The 17,710-nt window shown below is 64.0% G+C and carries 8 protein-coding genes; 3 read left to right on the forward strand and 5 right to left on the reverse strand.

The window, feature by feature from the left end:
• Positions 1–10: 10 nt before the first annotated feature.
• Both HU773_RS11820 and HU773_RS11825 read right to left on the reverse strand, forming a co-directional pair.
• Positions 11–4,672, reverse strand: coding sequence for a dermonecrotic toxin domain-containing protein (locus tag HU773_RS11820; protein WP_186626307.1), 4,662 nt, complete (start codon positions 4,670–4,672; stop codon positions 11–13).
• A gap of 43 nt (positions 4,673–4,715) precedes the next feature.
• Entirely contained in the window at positions 4,716–9,578 is a 4,863-nt protein-coding gene (locus HU773_RS11825) for a DUF6543 domain-containing protein (RefSeq protein ID WP_186626306.1), read from the reverse strand.
• Positions 9,579–9,719: 141 nt separating this feature from the next.
• Here HU773_RS11825 and HU773_RS11830 point away from each other — a divergent pair, with 141 nt between their 5' ends.
• The 3 genes from HU773_RS11830 to HU773_RS11840 all read left to right on the forward strand — a co-directional run bounded on the left by HU773_RS11830 (position 9,720) and on the right by HU773_RS11840 (position 11,507).
• Complete coding sequence (locus HU773_RS11830; RefSeq protein WP_057959839.1) at positions 9,720–10,010, forward strand: DUF5629 family protein; 291 nt, start codon at positions 9,720–9,722, stop codon at positions 10,008–10,010.
• The gene (locus HU773_RS11835; RefSeq protein ID WP_057438650.1) at positions 9,997–11,172 is read left to right on the forward strand and encodes a lactonase family protein; all 1,176 of its coding nucleotides are present in this window, start codon (positions 9,997–9,999) and stop codon (positions 11,170–11,172) included. Before HU773_RS11830 ends, HU773_RS11835 begins: the two co-directional genes overlap by 14 nt.
• 155 nt (positions 11,173–11,327) lie before the next feature.
• Complete coding sequence (locus HU773_RS11840) at positions 11,328–11,507, forward strand: hypothetical protein (RefSeq protein WP_076965178.1); 180 nt, start codon at positions 11,328–11,330, stop codon at positions 11,505–11,507.
• A gap of 13 nt (positions 11,508–11,520) precedes the next feature.
• On the opposite strand, the gene HU773_RS11845 is transcribed toward HU773_RS11840, so the two are convergent.
• The 3 genes from HU773_RS11845 to HU773_RS11855 are packed head-to-tail and all read right to left on the reverse strand — an operon-like array spanning position 11,521 to position 16,999.
• On the reverse strand, positions 11,521–12,126 hold the full coding sequence (locus tag HU773_RS11845; protein ID WP_076965179.1) for a glutathione S-transferase: 606 nt from the start codon (positions 12,124–12,126) through the stop codon (positions 11,521–11,523).
• On the reverse strand, positions 12,123–15,761 hold the full coding sequence (locus tag HU773_RS11850; RefSeq protein ID WP_186626305.1) for an AAA family ATPase: 3,639 nt from the start codon (positions 15,759–15,761) through the stop codon (positions 12,123–12,125). The genes HU773_RS11845 and HU773_RS11850 overlap by 4 nt, the downstream gene beginning before the upstream one ends.
• On the reverse strand, positions 15,758–16,999 hold the full coding sequence (locus HU773_RS11855; RefSeq protein WP_057438646.1) for an exonuclease SbcCD subunit D C-terminal domain-containing protein: 1,242 nt from the start codon (positions 16,997–16,999) through the stop codon (positions 15,758–15,760). Before HU773_RS11855 ends, HU773_RS11850 begins: the two co-directional genes overlap by 4 nt.
• Between the last annotated feature and the right edge of the window lie 711 nt (positions 17,000–17,710).

Raw genomic sequence — 17,710 nt, forward strand, 5'->3', positions numbered from 1 at the left:
CCACAGCCGGTCAGGGGGCCAGCGGCAGGAACCAGCGCTGCACCAACGCCTTGCCGATCAACCCGCGATGGACATCCACGACTGCCTGGGGGCTTTGCGCCCTGGCCAGTTGCGAGTAGTAGCTCTGCTTGCGCTGCTCCCGGGTTTTCAGGTGGGCCGCGGTATACAGTTCCTTGGGCGTATCGGCCGCCGGGTAGTGCAAGTGCGCATACCACAACGGATAGCCGCCCTGGTCGTTCACCGCATACTCCTGGACAAAATCCCGACGCTCGCCACTCAGTTGGATACGCTCCCCCAGCAACCCTATGTTGGCGCGCTTCTGTTCGATCAGGTACTCGAGGTTGCCGTGGGTCGGGGGCAGGTCCAGGCACAGCTGGGTACGCAGCGCCAGGCCTTGCTCACTCAAGCGCACCGCCGCCTGGCGCATGTTGTTAACCAGGGTTTGATCCGCTGACGTACGCGCCTCGGCGGGTTGGGCCTGAATCGCCAGATGCAGTTCGTTGGCCAGTCTGTCGTAACGCACCGCTTCAAATTGCAGCACTTCCTGCACTTCTTGCGGGTGCCGGGAGATTCTCCGGTATTGCTCGCCACGGCGCAGGTGTTCTTCGAGCATGGCCAGCAGCTTGCGGGCTTCACCCTTGACCAGGCTCAGACTGCGCGGTGCTGGCGCAGAGGCCGGTGGTCGCGACTCCTTGTATTCGATCCACTGGTCCCCCCGTTGTGAATACATGGCCAGCAGTTGGTCACTGACCTGGGAGCGAACCTCCACCGTTTCCACCGAGCCCACTGGCTTGACCTCACCGATAAAGGTGCCCTTTTTCGGGGTACGGATCACTTTTTTCAGAGGCTTGCCGATCATTGCCGGGTTGCGTCGGCTCGGGCGCCTGGGGGGCTGGGCGACGGGCTTGATTTCGCCGGCCAGTTGCTTGGCGGCGTCCTGGTACAGTCCCTCTACCAGCGTGACCAGCTTGGCAAAATATTCGCTGTCCAGCTCATCGGCATTGACGATACCCAGCCCCTGCAACGAATCCAGGCCCCGGCCATAGTGTTCCACCAGGCTTTCCAGCACGCTCACGCGGTCCTCGGCCGTCAGTTCCAGGTCGTTCAGCTCACTGTGGGTACGCAAGTGTTCCTGCAGGGGCTCAAGGATGTCGATCAGTACATCGACCAGTGGATGATCCGGGTACTTGTGGGTCATCAGTTCGTAGTTGCGCATCAGCAGATCCTTGACGGCCAGGGCGCTGATTTCCTGCGGACGGTCCCAGGTCAGACGGTTGTAGTATTCGCTGCCGGCGGTGCCCAGGTTGAACAGTTGGTCCAGGTAGCGGTCGCGCAGCTCCAGCCAGTGGATCGAACGCTCATTGATGGCAATCATTTCGCGGATGAACCGCTGGTAAGCCGCAAAGTCACTGAGCACAGCCTCGGCCAGGCGTGTGCTTCGGGACGTGAAGTGACTGTTGTTGCGGTACAGCGCACCGCGATCTTTCTCGGCCACCACCACATGCTTGCGCGTATTGTTGACGATGTTTTCCAGCAAGCTCGCCACCGATTCGGGTGGCAAGGCAATCCCCAGCTCGCTGCGTTCTTTCAGGCTGTCCAACTGCTGCTGGTATTCCAATGTCTGTTCCTGCAGGGCCGTATCGAAGCGCTGGCGACTGTCAGCCTGTTGCGCTTCGCTGAAGCGTGGGTCTTCGGCGGTCCTGGTCATCACCCCCAGGATAATCTCGATCCGGTTTTGCCGGGCCACCTGACCCTGGATGAACTGTTCGTAAGAACGCTTCAGTTGGCTGACCCGTTCAGCCCGTCGCTGGCGTTCGGCGGCGATTCGCCTGGGGGGCATGCCACCGCGCAGGCGCAGGCGGGTGTCTACCGACCACACGCCGTTGGCATCGCTGCGCAGGTAAGGGCCGCTGCGGTTGGGGTCGCCAGGGGCGACGACCCTGATGTCGCCCTCCGGCTCCAGGCTCACTTGCAACCACTCGCCGTTCGCCTCGGCGTGCCAAATGTTTTCAACCAGGTACAGCCCCCTGCGTGGCCCATTCAGCACGGGGCGGGGCAGGGGCGTCGGCCGGATGGCCTTGAAGCTGCTCAGCCGCACGCGCTGGGCTGGCGTCAGGCGTTGACGGGTCTGGGCAAAGCTGAAGTCCAGCACATTGCGGCGGGTGTCCGGCAACACACCTGGCAGGGCCACGGCTCCCTCGCGAACCGTCGGCGCCGCGGGCACCGGCCATTGTTCGGCAATACGCGGCGCGAGGGCCGAAGGCAGTGCACGCGCCTTGAGCCCGGCAGCCAGGGGCGGGTAAGACGCGGTCACCTCGGGCGTCGCCTCGAACAGCAGCAGGCCGAGGTTGAGCAGCAGATCGACGGCAGCCAGTTCCCGGGTCTGGCGGTCGGGCGCATCCAGCGCCGGTATGTCCTGGTCCAGGCTGGCCATCAGGGCCATCAACCAGCCGGTGAGCATCGCCCGACCACGCAGCAACGGCAGCAGCAGGTTGCCGAACAACAGGCTGCTGCCTTCCAGCAGTACCCGCCAGCGGCTCTCGCTGTTGGACACCGACTCGCGGTTGGCCTGTTGCACCAAGCCACGGGCGTGGTCGCTGAACAGGTAGCTCATCAGGCGCCCGGTCACCAGGCATTGTTGTAATTCATCGTTGATGCCATCGCTGGACAGGCGCGCCGGCACCGGCTTATTCAGGGGGGCAAATTCATCGCCCTGGCCGAAGCGCAGGTAATGTGGTTCGCGCAAGCCACCGTGGGCATAGATCGGCCGGGCGCTGTCGCTCAGCCAGGTCAGCACACTGTCTTGTAGCTCGCCGGGCTGGGCGATGGCCTCGAACAGCGCCTCGCGGCTGGCGAATTCCAGAAGCGCTTGGGCATACAACGGGCGGTACAGCAGATGAGGGCCGACCTCGGCGTCCCGCGTTTCGATCAAGTACATGTTGCTGACGCTGTCGGGAGAGGCGCCAGGGGCCCGCACCAACGCCAGATGACGGATCACCACCTGACGGTTATCAACCTGCTGCTCGGCAACATTGCCCTGCATCAGCGCGGCCACCAGGCGCGTGCCCTGGCGGCTTACGCCGGCCTGTTGTTTGAGGCACAACTCCAGCGCCAGCAACGGCAGTTGCGCGGCCTGCTGATCGGCAAACAACGTTTCACGCTGCTGCGCCTCGGGACTGTCGCCCAGCAGGTGCTGCTCCAGCAGGCGGGGGTAGTGCTGGCCGATATCGACCTTTTCAATGAGGCCACCGGCGCCCATCAAATAGTCGGCGGTCAGCCACGACGGCAGCGCCAGGCCATGGCGATGGGTCAGGGTCACGGTGCCGCTGGGGCGGCTGGCCAGGTTGTCGATGGCCATGTCCGTGAGGCTCATGCGCTCGTGGCGGATAATTCCGACGGTGCCCGGATAGCCAGCGGTGACGGCGAAGGTCAGTTGCAGGTCGTCGGGGTGCAGCGCGGCGACAGACGGCGGCGTCGGCAACAGGGAATCGAAGTTCACGGCGTCGTGTTGCAGCGTTTGCAGCAGGGTCTTGACGGTGTAGGTGCGGATATCGTCCAGATCACTGAGGAAGTGGCGCCCGCCGCCGCGCTGTTTGGCGCTGGCCAGCGCCAGGGCATAACGCCGGTAAGTCGCGCGGTCGTCGGCGCTGGCCTGTTGCAGCCAGCTCGGCAGGTGTGGGCGCAGGGTGTCCAGGGCCTGGGGTGGGGCGGCCGGCGAGTCGCGGAAAAACCGGCCGGGATCGGTGAGTTCAGCATACAGCGCCTGCCAGGCGCTGAAGGGCTGGGCCGTGGGCAGGCGCAGGTTGCCCAGGTCTGCCAACTGGCGATTGAGGATCATCGCCGCCTGGTGTTCGAAGATATCGCCGTCGGGCTCGTAGCGCTGGATGAGGATATCGTCGACCTGATATTGGCTGCCCAGGCGCTGGCCGTAGGCCTGGACCAACCCATCCATGGAGGCGAACACTTCAATGCCGCCGCCGGGGCTGCACAGCAGCACCGGCATCTTGCCGTTCACGGCGCGGACCAGCACCAGTTCCGGACTCAGCAGGTGGCTGCTCTGTTCCCCGCTCTTGAGGGTGACTTCCAGGCCATAGGCGAACACCACACCCTGGCCATGGCGGGCGATTCGCGCTTCACGGTCGGGGATGGCCACCAGTTGGTCGATCGCCTCCTGCGCCTGGGCATCCAGGCCTGTGTGGCGAAGGGCGGATACGCGCAAGGTGTCCATCAGCACGTGCGCAAGCCAGCGCCAATGCCCGGCGTCCCAATACTCGGCCAAGGCATTTTGCAGGGCGATGGGCAGGGTCTGGGGCAGTTCGCCAACCAGGCGTGCGATGACCTGCATATTGAGTTGTTCCCCGGTCAAACCGGGCAGTTTCAGACGTTTTGGCGGCTCGTCGGAGAGGTACCAGGGCACGTTGTCCACATCGCTGAAGTCCAGCGCTATGCCACTGGCCAGCGCATCCTGTACCACTGGCATAAATGGCTGTAACAGCCAGCTGCGGCGTTGCGGCCGGGCCAGGCGCGTGCGACTCAGGTCTATCGTCAGCGTTGGGTATTGGGCGCCGATGGCCGCGGCGAGTTGTTGGCGGATCACCGTTTCCAGCGCGGGGCGATCAGCAAATCGAGCGCTCACGGCATGGGCGATGGAGGAGGGGGTGAGGTTTTGCATAAACATCCTTTTTATTGGCAGTAGATGCCTTCATGGCGGGGTTCTAGGCGGGCAACAGGCTGAGGAACAGGCGTTGGTCAAACGGCGCGGTGATCGGGTGGTACAGGTCTCGCACGATGGCCTGGCTGTCTGCACCGGCCTGGGCGATCAAGTCCCGCAGGGTCACAAAGCGCTGTTCGGGGCGCTTGAGATGGGCGGCGGTGTAGGCACTGGGCAAACTGTCGGCCTGGCTGTAGTGGAAGTGGGCGTACCACAGCACCGTGAGGCTGTTTTTCTCGCGCACGGCGAACTCCGACACGTAGTCCCTGGACGCGGTACGTTGGGCGCCGTGGACCAGGCCGATATCAATCGCGCCGTGGCTACGCAGGAACTCGATGTGTTCCTGGCGCGGGCGCTGGGCCTTGTAGCCCTCGATGCACTGCTGCGTGCCTTGGCTGCGCAAGTCGCTGGCGCGCCGGCGCAAGCGTTCCACGGTCTGCGGCATGTCCGGCTTGTCCCCATGGTGGTTGGTCAACTCGGTCGCGACCGCTTCGAGGCGCTCGGCCTGGTGCGCGAGCATGTCGCGCCAGTCTTGCGGGTTGAGTTCATCGCGGCGTGTCGGGTCGCTGAGCTTCTTTTTCTGGAACTCGATAGAGCGCTCGATACCGGGCACTTCTTCCAGCAGCCGTTGTGCCTGGGTGCGCAAGGTCGCCAGGGACGGCGCCGGAGATGGCTCGACCGGCGCGGTGGGCTGGGCGTCGACAATCTCTACCCAGCCCTCATTGGGATGCTCCATAAAGCGCCCGCTGACCTGCTGGGTAATCGGGTTGCGGGTCACGATGGTGGGGAAGGGGATGTCGCTTTGCGCGGGTTCCAACTCGCCGACCAGGGCACCCTTGTCCCGTGATTTGAATACGCGTTTGGTTCGCGACGTCGTGCGTACCGGTTTAAACGGCGTCGGTTGTGGCGGCAGGAATTCATCCTCGCGCAACAGGGCCGCCAGATCCGTCTCGGCGCTGTCACGGGCGGTGTGCAGGCGCTCGATCAGCAGCGGCATATACCGTGGGTGTGCCAGGGGCGAGTCCAGTTCCAGCAGGCTCTGGTAAATCTGCAGTCGGCGGCGGTAATGCTTGATCAGGTTGCTCAGCACGGCCTTGCGCTCGGCTGGGGTGAAGCCTTCGGTGGTCAGTAACTCCAGGTGTGAGTCTTCCAGAGGCGACAGCGAGGATTGCAGGTGTTCATGGCGCGCCAGGAAGTAGTGTTCCTGGGGCGTGGTGGCCGGGATCGTCTGGTCGATGCTCAACTCGGTCAGCACATCCAGGGATTCGAGGGTGGCGTTGAGGCGGTTGTAGAACCGGCGCTTGGGGTGACCATTGAGGTACTTGAGGCGTTGCGCGGGGCCGGTCTTCAAGCGTGCGGCCATTTCCTCCAGGGTGTTCTCAATGGCAGTCATCGCCTGGGCGTGGCGCTCGGAAACCGCAAAGTTGGTCTCCAGCAGATCCTTGACATAGCGCATCGCCCCGACATCGTGGGCTGCGCCTTGCAGTTCGATCAGCGACTCGCCCTGTTCGGAAATGAATGTTGCCAGGTAGAGGGATGACAACTGGCTGACGCGGATTTCATCGGTGGCCAGAATCGACTGATATTGCTCGACGCACTGCCCTTCGTAGTCGAAGCGACTGTCCACTTCTTTCATTTGGCCATAGGCCGTGATCAGCTCGCGCCGCTGTTGCAGCAATTCGGCGGCGGCCTGATCGAAGCGCTCCTGAAAAAGCTGGAAGGCGGTCCTGGTCCGGGAGCGTTGGGCGACTTTGTCGCGGTGCTCGGCTATCAGCGCCGGGTCGTCCGGTTTGCTGCGCAAGCTTAGGCGCGTTTTGCCCAAGGCGTTATGCGCTTGCTCGAACTTCAAGCGGGCGGCATCCAGCACCTGGTCGATCGGTTGCAGGCGCTTGATCAGGACGCTGATCTGATCACCGATGCGATTAATTTCCTCCGACACCTGGCTGCGTTGCTGATCGATTTGCGCCAGCTTGGCCTTGAGCCGGTTCTTCGGCCCGCCACCGCGCAGTTTCAGGCCCAGGTCCAGGCTCCAGCGACCCTGGGCATTGCGTGTCAGCTGGAAGCCGGGGTGCTGCGGTTTGTGCGGATGAACCAGGAACACTTGGCCCAGGTCCGGCAGGACATTCACGCGAAACAGCAGGCCGGCCACCGAGGCATGCCACTGCTGATCAATGCGGTACAGGCCCTTGAAGGCGCCGATGCTCACCGGTAAGGGCGGCGGCACCGGCCAGGGTACATGCAGTTCGTGCAGGGCCTCCAGCAGGCGTCGGCGACTGCTGTCCCGCGCGTTGGAGTGGATAAAGTCCACCAGGGTCTGGTCGCCGGCCGGTGGCTCGGCGGGCAGGCCCACCGTGCCTTGTTCGATCACTGTCGGCGGGTGGGCCGTCGTCGCCGGGCGGCGCAGTGCCGCGAGGGTCAGCGCCAAGGCCGGCTCGGTGGTGTGCGCCGCCTGCTCAAGGGTAGGGGTGGGCCGGGAGGCCACGTGCAACAGAATCAGGCCGATGTTGAGCAGCATATCGACCCAGGCCAGTTCCCGCGCAGCGGCGTCATTGCCTTGCAGGGCGAGAATATCGTGGCGCAGGCTGACCGCCAGTTGTGCCATCCAGCCCGCCACCATTGCCGGCCCGCGCAGCAGCGGCAGCAGCAGAGCGTTGAACAGCAGCCAGCCACCTTCCAGCAGCACTTTCCAGCGGCTTTCGGCATTGGACACCGAATCCCGGTCTGCCAGGTCCACCAGCGCCCGGGCATTGCTGCCGTACAGGTATTGGGTCAGGTTGCCCGTGGCCAGTGCCTGCGCCAGGGAACCGGGGATTTCGCCGCCATGGCTGTCCTGCGCCAACTGGGCGGGCGGTGGGGCAGGCCATTGCACGCTGTCGTCACCCTGGCCGAAGCGCAGGATATGTGGGCTGTGAAAGCCATTATGGCTATAGATCGGCCGGGCCTTGTCCGTCATCCAGGACAATACGCTGTCTTGTAGCGCGCCGGGTTGTGCGATGGCGTCGAACAGGGCCGCACGGCTGCTGAATTGCTGCAGCGCGTCCTGGTACAACGGGCGGTAGAGAATCGGCGGCCCGGCGTCGCTAGCGCGCGGTTCGATGATAAACATGTTGCTGACGATATCCGGCACGGCACCGGGCTTATGGGCGAAGGCCAGAGGGCGGATCACGATGTCCTGGGCATCCACCACCCGCCCCGACAGGTTGCTGTGCAGTACCGCCTTGACGTAGCGATAACCCAGGAAGGTAAACCCCTGTTGCCCGCGAATCGCCAACTCCAGGGCTTGGCGCGGCAACTGTACCGCCAGCTCCTGGCCGAACAGCGCCTCGCGCCGACGGGCTTGGGCGGTGTCCCCCAACAGCTGTTCGCGGATTATCTGCGGGTAGTGCCGGCCGATGTCCACCTGGCGGATCAGCCCTGGGGTGCTATGGAGCAGACCCTTTTTCCCCAGGACGTAGTCTTCGGTCAGCCACTGCGGAACGTCCGCCCCCGAGGTGTCGCGCAGGGTCAGGCGACCCTGGGGCGCGGCGGCGAGGTTGTTGATCGCCAGTTCGCTCAGGCTCATGGTCTGCTGTGCCAGATAGCCGCTACGCAGGTCTCCCACTGGGACATGGAAGGTCAGCGCCAGGTTGTCCGGCTCCACGCTGGACTCGGGGTGGTCGCGGCGCATCTGCTCGCGCAGGGTGCGGGTGGTGAAGGCTTGCAGGTTTTCGACGCCGCTCAGAAAGGATGCACCGCCGGTTTGCCGTTGCAGGCGCGCCTGGTCCAACAGCCCTTGGCGATAGGCAAAGCGCTGCTCGGCATCGGCTGCCAGCAGCCAGGGGGGCAGCGCCGCCTGCAGGACAGGCTGCAGCGTCGGGTCCGGCGCGGGGGCGGCGATAAACAAGGGCACAGGGTCGCTGGCGTCGGCGACCTGCTGCTCCAGGGCGCGTACCCCTTCGGTAGCCGGCAAACGGATGGCTTGAAGGTCGTCCAGTTGCTGGTTGAGCAGTAAGGCGGCCTGGGTATCGAAGAGATTGCCATCGGGCTCGTAACGCTTGACCACCAGCGTGTCCGCTTGCAAGCGGCTGACCAGGCGTTGGCCCCAGGTGTGGGTGAAGGCCTCGATTGAGGCAAAGGGCTCGACATTGCCCGACGCCTGGCACAGCAGGATCTGGGTGCCCTGCACCAACAGCAGGTCGGTGCTTAGCAGGCGCGCTTCGCGGTCCTGGTTGCTCACGCAGGCTTGCAGGCAGTAGGCATGCACGAAACCTGCGGGCGCGGCCTGGCGCTCGCGGCGATCGGGCTCGCCGGTCACGCTATCGAGCATGTTCCGGGCGGGGCCGCTCGGCAGCAGGCTTGCGGTGTTTTTCAGGGTGTCGCACAGCAGGTCGCCAAGCCATTGCCAGCGGCTGACGCCGGTTTCTGCGTCGAGGTTCCAGTAGCTCGTCAGGGCGTGTTGCAAAGCGATAGGCAGGGTAAAGGCGAGGTCCAGAATCACCCGTTCAATGACGGTCATATCCGGCTCGCGGGGGCCATTGGCCTCATAGGTCAGGCGCGACGGCGGTCGTTGGGACAGGAAGCAGCGGCGTTCGTCGATGACCAGGGTCAGGTTCAGGGCCGTGCCCTTGCCCAGGTGATCGAGGACGACGTCGATCAGGCGCTTGAGATCCCAGCCGCGCCGTTGGTTGGGGGTGGCCAGCCTGACCGTAGACACATCCAGGCGCAGCACCGGGAAGTGTTCCAGCAGGCGTTCCTGCAGGTGTTGCTCAAGCACCTGGCGCAAGCCCGGGCGATCGGCGAATTGGCGGGCGACGGCCAGGGCCGGGGTGTTGCTGCGGTGAGTGAACAGCGATGGGCCAGGGGGTGGGGCGGGTAAAGTGTCCGGCATAAAAGATTCCGTTCTGCGCGATGGGGTTCCTCCGCAGAATGGCAAGCCGCTGGGGCCGCAGTGTGGTAGCCGGTTATCGCGACACGACGGCGAACACGGTTTGGCCTATCATCAACGTTTTTCCACTGATGAATGATCCTGATGACTGCTGCCACTCTGCCTACTGCACTCCACACCAGCGACATGCTCGAAATCGATGGCCTGCATGCTTTTGATTTCACCTTCGATGACCGGCAGTTGCTGATCAAGAGCATGGACGGTCGGGCCGAGAAACGTTGGACGTTCAGCATCGCCCAGGTGCAGGCCGCGACGTTTGATGAAGCCTTGCAAAGCTGGACGCTCACCGGTGACTCGGGCGAGCACCGCCTGGTGTGCCTGAGCGCCATCACCGGCAGCAACGAAGACGAGGACGACGAACATGCTGATGCGTAAATTCTGGCCCCTGCTGATGGCCGGCAGTGTCGGTGCGATGTCGGTCCAGGCCGCCACGGCCGATACCTTTGATCTGCTGGTGGGCAGCTACACCGCCGGCACCAGCGAAGGCATCTATCGCCTGCAGTTCGACAGCCGTACCGGCCAGTTCAGCGGCCCGCCGGTGCTGGCGGCCAAGGCGCAGAACCCGTCCTGGCTGACCTTGTCCCCGGACCAGAAACGCCTGTTCGTGGTCAATGAAAACGGCCCGGGCCAGCAGGACGAAGTCGGGCGTGTCAGCAGCTATCGCATTGACCCGGCCAACCACCAACTGACCCTGATCAACCAGGTGCAGAGCCTGGGCAACGAACCCACCCACTCAAGCCTGGCCGCCGATGGGCGTTACCTGTTTGTTGCCAACTACTCGGTGCTGCAAGATCCGGGCGGCAGCCTGGCGGCCCTGCCGGTCGATGCCGAGGGCAGGCTGGCGCCACCGGTGCAACTGAGCGGGCACCCGGCCAGCGGCGTCAACCCCGAGCGCCAGGCGTCCAACCATGTGCATTCGGTGGTGTCGTCGCCGGATGGCAAGTACGTGTTTGTACAGGACCTGGGGGCGGACCGGATTTTTGCCTACCGCTACGACCCCAAGGCCAACCCTGAGCGGCCGCTGACCCCCGCCGATCCGGATTCCGTGCAGTTGCCGCCGGGCAGTGGCCCGCGTCACCTGCTGTTCAGTGCCGATGGCAAGCATGCCTGGCTGACCACCGAGATGAGCGCGCAGGTCGCGGTGTACGACTACCAGGACGGCAAACTGAGCGAACGCCAACGGGTGGACTTTGCCGCCGGGCAACCGCTGTCGGACAAGGCCGGCGCGGCATTGCACGCCTCCAGCGACGGCAGGTTCCTCTACGTCAGTAACCGTGGCACCGCCAATCAGATCGTGGTGTTCGCCATTGATCCGGCCAACGCACAGCTGAAAGAGATCCAGCGCCGCGCCGTGGACGGCGATCATCCCCGTGAGTTCAGCCTGGATCCGAGCGGCAGGTTCCTGTTGATTGCCAACCAGAAGAGCAACCAGATCGTGGTGATCGAGCGCGATAGCCAGACCGGCCAACTGGGCAAAACGGTACAAAAACTGCCGATTGATGCTCCCAGCGATCTCAAGTTTCTGGTGCGTCAATAAGCCACAGGCCCCGGTGTACGGGGCCTGACTCCTTGTATTAATCCCAGTGATAACGGCTACTGTTTCAAAGCATTTCAGCGAGCCGGAACCCAGGCGTAAGTTTGCTCCAAGGCCTTCACAAGCCATCCAGCCAACTGAACACAAGGGTTACCGCCATGAACTTCAATCTCTTCTCGATCATTGCCGCTTCCGCTGTTTCCGCCACCGTCGCCTTGCCAGCCAGCGCCAGCGTGGAGATCAGCAGCAAAAAATCCAGCACCAGCGCCTACACCCAGAAATACCTGCAACAGAGCGCCAACTTCTACGCCGCCCTGGATCACAAGACCCCGCAGTGAGCAGCACTCGGCTTCAGGTTTTTGCCATCACTGCGGTAAACAACGGCGCCGCCAGAAAACGCTGCAGCCACTGCTGCAAACGCGGATACGGCGTTGTTGCAAACCACTCCCGATCCACATGGGCAAACTGGCGAATGAACGGCATCAGCGCCACGTCCGCCAGGCTCAGGTGATCGGCCAGCAGGTAATCACGTTGCGCCAGCAATCCCTCCAGCTGGCGCAAAAACACCTCGCCCTCGGCGCGATAGTGTTCCATCGGCTGCTCCGGGTAGCGCTCGGCGTATTTGTAGCGATTCAAATACACCTTGAAGGCCTGGTCATTCTCGCCAATCAATTGCGCCATCAACCTCTGCGCCGCCGGATCAGCCTCGAGCAGCCAGTCCTCGGGGTCGTTCTGCGCCAACGCCCAGTGCATGATCGCCAGGCTCTCGTCGATCACCTGGCCACCCACACACAACACCGGCACCGTGCCCTTGGGTGACAGCGCCAACATCTCGGCCGGCTTGGCCTTGAGGCTGACCTCGACAATCCGCAGCGCCACCCCTGAATACCGCAGGGCCATTCGCGCGCGCATGGCGTAGGGGCAACGACGGAACGAAAACAGCAGCGTCTCGCTCACTTGACCTCCAGGGTGCTCAGGCCATTGCCCTGGCGCTTGACCTGGATCTGCACCGGTATCCGCTCGTGCATTTCCTGCACATGGGAAATCACCGCCACCTTGCGCCCCTGGGCCTGCAGGCCGTCGAGGGCATCCATCGCCAGTTGCAGGGATTCGGGGTCCAGGCTGCCGAAGCCTTCGTCGATAAACAACGACTCGATCTTCAAGGTGCTGGAGGCCATCGACGCCAGCCCCAGGGCCAGCGCCAGGGAGACCAGGAACGTCTCGCCGCCGGACAGCGAGTGCACCGAGCGCAGTTCATCGCCCATTTCCGTGTCCAGCACCAGCAGGCCGAGCATGCTGCCGCCGCGCTTGAGGCGATAACGGCGTACCAGTTGGCGCAGTTGCACGTTGGCGTGGTGCACCAGCAGGTCGAGGTTGTAGGCCTGGGCGAACTTGCGGAACTTGTCGCCGGTGGCCGAGCCGATCAGCGCATCCAGCCGCGCCCAGCGCTGCCACTCTTCATAGGCCTTGGCGGTGGTGAGTGCCAGGCTCTGGTTGGCGTCCTGGCGTCGCTGGTCTTCGGCTTGTTGGGCGCGCAGTTCGGCGCAGTGTTTCTCGGCGTTGTGCAATTGCTGATTAAGGTCGGCCAGGGCCGCGTCCAGCTGTTCGGCGTCGAGGTTGCCGTTGTGCAGGGCCTGGTGGTCCTTGAGGCGTTGCTCGCGCTCTTGCAGCAGAACTTTGGCTTGCTCAATGGCTTTTTCGCTGTGCTGCACCTGCTGGCGCAGTGCGCTGACAGCCGCCTCGTCGAAGGCCAGCAGGTGCGCCAGGCCGGCGTCGTCAAGCTGCGGATGTTGGGCGCGCCACTCGCTGATACGGCTGTGCAACGCCTGGAGTTCGCTGTCCAGGGCTTGCTGGCGCTCCTGGCGGGCCTTGAGGTCGGCGGCCAATTGGATCAGTTCGCTGCGGGTGTCCTGCAACTGCTGATTGGCCTGGGTCTCACTCTGGCGCGCCTGTTCCACCGCCTGCTCAAGGTGCTGCTGCCAGTGCTCGGCACTGCTGTGCTCACCCACCAGGGCGCTGAGTTGTGCCTGGGCGGCCTGCTGTTGGGCGCTCAGCTCAGCCAATTGTTGCTGCAACACGGCCAGCTGTTGTTGGCGATGTTGCTGGCGGTCCTGTTCTTTTTCGAGGGTTTGCTGGCGCTGTTGCTGCTCGGCCAGTTCATCCTTCTGGTAGCCGAGCTGCTCCAGGCGCTGGCTGATCTGTTGGTCCAACAGCATGAACGTGGTCGCGGGCTCCGTGCGCAGGCCTTCGAGGGTCTCGGCCGGTAGCAGGCTGGCGAAAGCATTGAGCTCTTCGTCCAGGCGCTCGCGGTCGCTGGCCAGCTCCCGTTGCTGGTCGATCAACTGCTGGCGGGCCTGTTGGCTGGCATCCTGGGCGGCTTGCAACTGTTGCTGCAGGCGCCCGGCATTTTGTTGCAGGTTGAGCAGGGCGCCCTGGCGCTGTTCGTCCTGGGTGATGCTCTGGCTGAGCTGGCCCAGTTGCTGCGCCAGCCAGGCGCTGCGTTTGTCGCTGTCCTGGTTGAACAGGGTGGCGCTTAACGGATGGGCCTCGAGGCTCGGCGCCAGGGCCTGGCGCTGGGTCGCCAACTGCTCCTGCTGTTGCAGGAACTCCTTCTGCTGGGCGATCAAGCCGCCAACTTCGCCGCGCAGGTCGGTGAGCTTTTCCTTGAGGGTCTCGACGGCGAGCTGTGCAGTGGCCTCTTCGTTTTCATCGTGGCGCGTGAGGCTGTGCAACAAGGCTTCGGGCTGATGGTAAGGATGCTCGACGCTGCCGCACACCGGGCAGGGCTGATCATCCTGCAATTGCCCGCGCAACTCCTCGACACTGGCACTGCGTGCCAGCCGCTGACGCTCCAATAACTGCTTGGTCACGCTCAGGGTCTGCTCGGCCACTGTCAGCTCGGCCTTGGCTTGCAGGCCGGTCTGGTTCAACTGCTCGCGTTGTTGCTGGGCGGTGGCCTGCTTGAGGGCCAACTCCTGTTGTTGCTGCTCCAACTGCTGCTGGCTGTCCCAGAGCCGCGTCAGGTCTTCGAAGGCCCGTTGCTGCTTGCGATTGTCCTTGAGCAGGCTGTCGAGCAACTGGATCTGCTCGGCCACGGCATGGGGTTCGGCGCCGGCTTCCTGATACAGCAGGTCCAGGGCCGCGCGCTGCTGAGTCCATTGCTCGCTGACGCGGTTGGCGCGTTCTTCCAGTTGCGGCAGTTCGGCCTGGCCCTTGTTCAGGCGATTGCCGATCAGCATCAGTTGTTGCAGGCGGTCGCGGTAGGCGTTCCAGGCGTCGCTCAAGGGCGCCAGCCCGGCGCTGCGCTCAAGCTGTGCCGCCAGTTGTTGCAGGCGGCTGGCGACCTGCTGTTGCTGGGCGTGCAAGGCATCGAGTGCGGCCTGGCCCTCGGTGCAGGCGGTTTGCCCCAGTTGTAGTTGTTCGTTGCTCTGGGCCAGCTCGCGGGTCAGGCGGGCGAGGCTGCTTTGTTCCTCGAAGGCCTGGCGCAGCAGCGGCACCGCGTCGGTCTGTTGTTGCAGGGCTGCGGCCAAGGCGCTGTGTGCGCTGGCTTGCTGCTGTTGCAGCTGCTCCTGGCGCGTGTGCAGGGCGCTTTGTTGTTCAAGGTGCTGGCGGATCTGCGCGGCCAGGGGTTCCAGTTGGCCGGTCAATTCGCTGTGCCGCGCGAAATGATGACGCTGCGGTGCCAGTTGCTCCAAGTAGTTCAGGTCCTGGCGCTGCTGGCCTTGGCTGTCCCATTGCTGTTGGGCTTGCTGCAACTGTTCGGCTGCACTGTGCTGGCGCTCTTGCCACTCGCGCAGTTCCTTGAGCCAGGTGTGCTGCAGTTCCAGTTGCTTGAGCTGGGCCTGCTGGGTCTTGAGCTGGTGCTGGGCTGCGCTCAACTGTTGATCCAGCTCGGCGCGGGCCTCGGCCGGCAACGGCGTGACGCCGGTCGCCTGGTCTTGCAGCAGCTTGTGGGCTTCCTTGGCCTCCCGTGCCTTGACGAACGCACGCTGGCCCAACTGGGTGTAGAGCGCGGTGTCGGTGAGCTTTTCCAGCAGTTCGCTGCGCTCGTTGTCGTTGGCCTTGAGAAAGGCGCTGAACTCACTTTGCGCCAGCAGCACGGCGCGGGTGAACTGTTCGAAGTTCAGGCCCAGGGCCAGTTCCAGCTGGGTCTTGTATTCGGTTTTCTGGCTGGCCAGCAGTTGCTCGCTGTCCAGGTCGATCAGGCTTTGCCGGCTGTTCTGCAGCTTGCCGCTGGCCTTGTCGCGGGCACGGTTGGCTTCCCAGCGCGCGCGGTAGCGCCGGCCGCTGACGCCGATAAAGTCCACCTCGGCATACCCGCCGCCGGTACCGCGGCGGATCAGGGTGCGCGGGTCGCCGATGGAGATATCGGTATCGGCATCGGGCATTTTCGCCTGGCCGGTATCGCCCAGGCGTGGCACGGCGCCAAACAGCGCCAGGCACAGGGCGTCAAGCAAGGTACTTTTGCCGGCGCCGGTGGGCCCGGTGATCGCAAACAGGCCGGCACTGGCCAAGGGCTCGGCGGTAAAGTCGATCTCGAATGGCCCGGCCAGGGACGCGAGGTTTTTCAGGCGGATGGCGAGGATCTTCATGGCAGTTGCTCCTCCTGTTGTACTTCCTGGAGCAGCACGGCGAAATCCTTGAGGGTCTGTTCGTCCACGTCATTGCCGTAGCTTTCCTGCCAGGCACGGCTGAACAATTCCTGGGGCGTGAGCTGGTCGAGTTCGATCAACTGCTCTTGGCCATGGTCCTGGCGTGCGCCGCTGCCGGCGTACTCGGCGGCGATGCGCACCAGGCGCACGGCCTTGCCCAGCAGGGCGTTTTCCACTTGCTGGCGCAGGTCGGGCTGGGGTTCGTCGAGGCGCACCCGCACCTCCAGCCACGGCTGGCGCTGGGTTTCGGCCAGCAGGTCGACATCGGGCAGCTCCGCCAGTTGCTTGAGGATCTCGGCCAGGGGGGCGGCTTCCAGGCGTTGCAGATGCACGGCGCGGGGGATCAGGCGCGATTCGACGCTGACCAGGGTGTCGCCGTCCAGTTGCACGTCGAGAATCTGGTGTTGATAGCCGATTTCGGAGAACGACAGCGGGATCGGCGAGCCGCAATAACGGATGCGCTCCTCACCATTGACCCGCTGCGGCTTGTGCAAATGGCCGAGGGCGACATAGCTGACACTGGCATCGAACAGACTGGCCGGCAGCGCTTCGGCGTTGCCGATGATCAGGCTGCGCTCGGAGTCTTCCGACACCGAGCCGCCGGCCATATGCGCGTGGCTGATGGCAACCAGCGCCTGGCCCGGCTGGCGCTTGGCGTTGGCCGCCGCGATCAGGCGCTCATGCACCTGGCCGATACCCTTGAGGTAATCGTCGCCCAGCAGTGCGCCAGTGACCTCGGCCGGGCGCAGGAACGGCAGCGCCAGGCACCAGCCGGCCACAGCCCCGGTTTTGTCCGGTAGAGCAATCAGCAAGCGCTCCACATCCAGTTGCCCGTCATCCAGCCACAGCACCCGGCCCAGGGCATGGGTACGCAAGCGCCGCATCAACGGCGCCGGCAGCTCAATGCGCGAGCCGGAGTCGTGGTTGCCGGCGATCATCACAATCGTCAGGTCGGGGTTTTGTTCATGGGCGTTGATGATGAAGTCATACAGACGCTCCTGGGCCTTGAGCGGCGGGTTGACCGTGTCGAAGATATCGCCGGCAATCAACAGCACATCGGGGCAGTGCAGCTTGATCTGGCCCAGCAGCCACTCGAGAAAACAGGCGTGCTCGAAGTCGCGTTCCTGGCCGTGGAGGTTTTGGCCCAGGTGCCAGTCGGAGGTGTGAAACAGACGCAAGGCGAACTCCGTGGGGAATAGGGAAAGGAGGGGAGTTTACCTGTAAATGGTAATGGGGCGCCCAAGATCAACAGCAAAGCCAGAGCGCAAAGCTACGGGGCTTTGTGGGAGCTGGCTTGTCGGTGATGGCGGGGTTGTGTACATATCCGTTGCTGCGGTCACGGCGGCTATTGGTTCCGCCCTTACGGCGGGTCACTTTTGGAAAAGAGCCCGGAGTGCCGGCCCAGCCAAAAGTAACCAAAAGGGCTCTTGCCCCACCACTCGGTGCCTCGCCTAGGCTCGGCATGCCCGCAGTCAGGCATTGCTCCGTGGGCCCGCCGCGATCGGCCATCCCTGGCCGTGTCGCGGCTACCCCGGCATCCATGCCGGGGTACCCACTGCGCAATACCTGCCTGCGGCCATCGTGGTTTAACGGGGCGCCTGAGATCAAGATCAAAAGCCAGATCAAAAACAGAGCAACAGCAAAGCCAGAGCGCGAAGCTGCATTCCCCTGTGGGAGCTGGCTTGTCGGGTCGCCGCATCGCTGCGATGGCGGTTCATCAGCCAATACATTTATCGACTGATACACCGCCATCGCAGCGATGCGGCGACCCGACAAGCCAGCTCCCACAGGAGTACGCGCACGCCTCGACGATCAGGTCGGCTGTCAGGCCGCCTCGCTTTGCTTTTGATCTGAGGCGCCCCGTTAAACCACGCTGGCCGTCATCCGAT

Origin of the sequence: Pseudomonas shahriarae (assembly GCF_014268455.2) — a bacterium.
Classification (GTDB): domain Bacteria; phylum Pseudomonadota; class Gammaproteobacteria; order Pseudomonadales; family Pseudomonadaceae; genus Aquipseudomonas; species Aquipseudomonas shahriarae.

Excerpts from the sequence above, each read along its gene's own strand:
- HU773_RS11850 (WP_186626305.1), bottom strand. The coding sequence starts at position 15,761 with ATGAAGATCCTCGCCATCCGCCTGAAAAACCTCGCGTCCCTGGCCGGG.
- HU773_RS11830 (WP_057959839.1), top strand. The coding sequence starts at position 9,720 with ATGACTGCTGCCACTCTGCCTACTGCACTCCACACCAGCGACATGCTC.
- HU773_RS11825 (WP_186626306.1), bottom strand. The coding sequence starts at position 9,578 with ATGCCGGACACTTTACCCGCCCCACCCCCTGGCCCATCGCTGTTCACT.
- HU773_RS11840 (WP_076965178.1), top strand. The coding sequence starts at position 11,328 with ATGAACTTCAATCTCTTCTCGATCATTGCCGCTTCCGCTGTTTCCGCC.
- HU773_RS11835 (WP_057438650.1), top strand. The coding sequence starts at position 9,997 with ATGCTGATGCGTAAATTCTGGCCCCTGCTGATGGCCGGCAGTGTCGGT.
- HU773_RS11820 (WP_186626307.1), bottom strand. The coding sequence starts at position 4,672 with ATGCAAAACCTCACCCCCTCCTCCATCGCCCATGCCGTGAGCGCTCGA.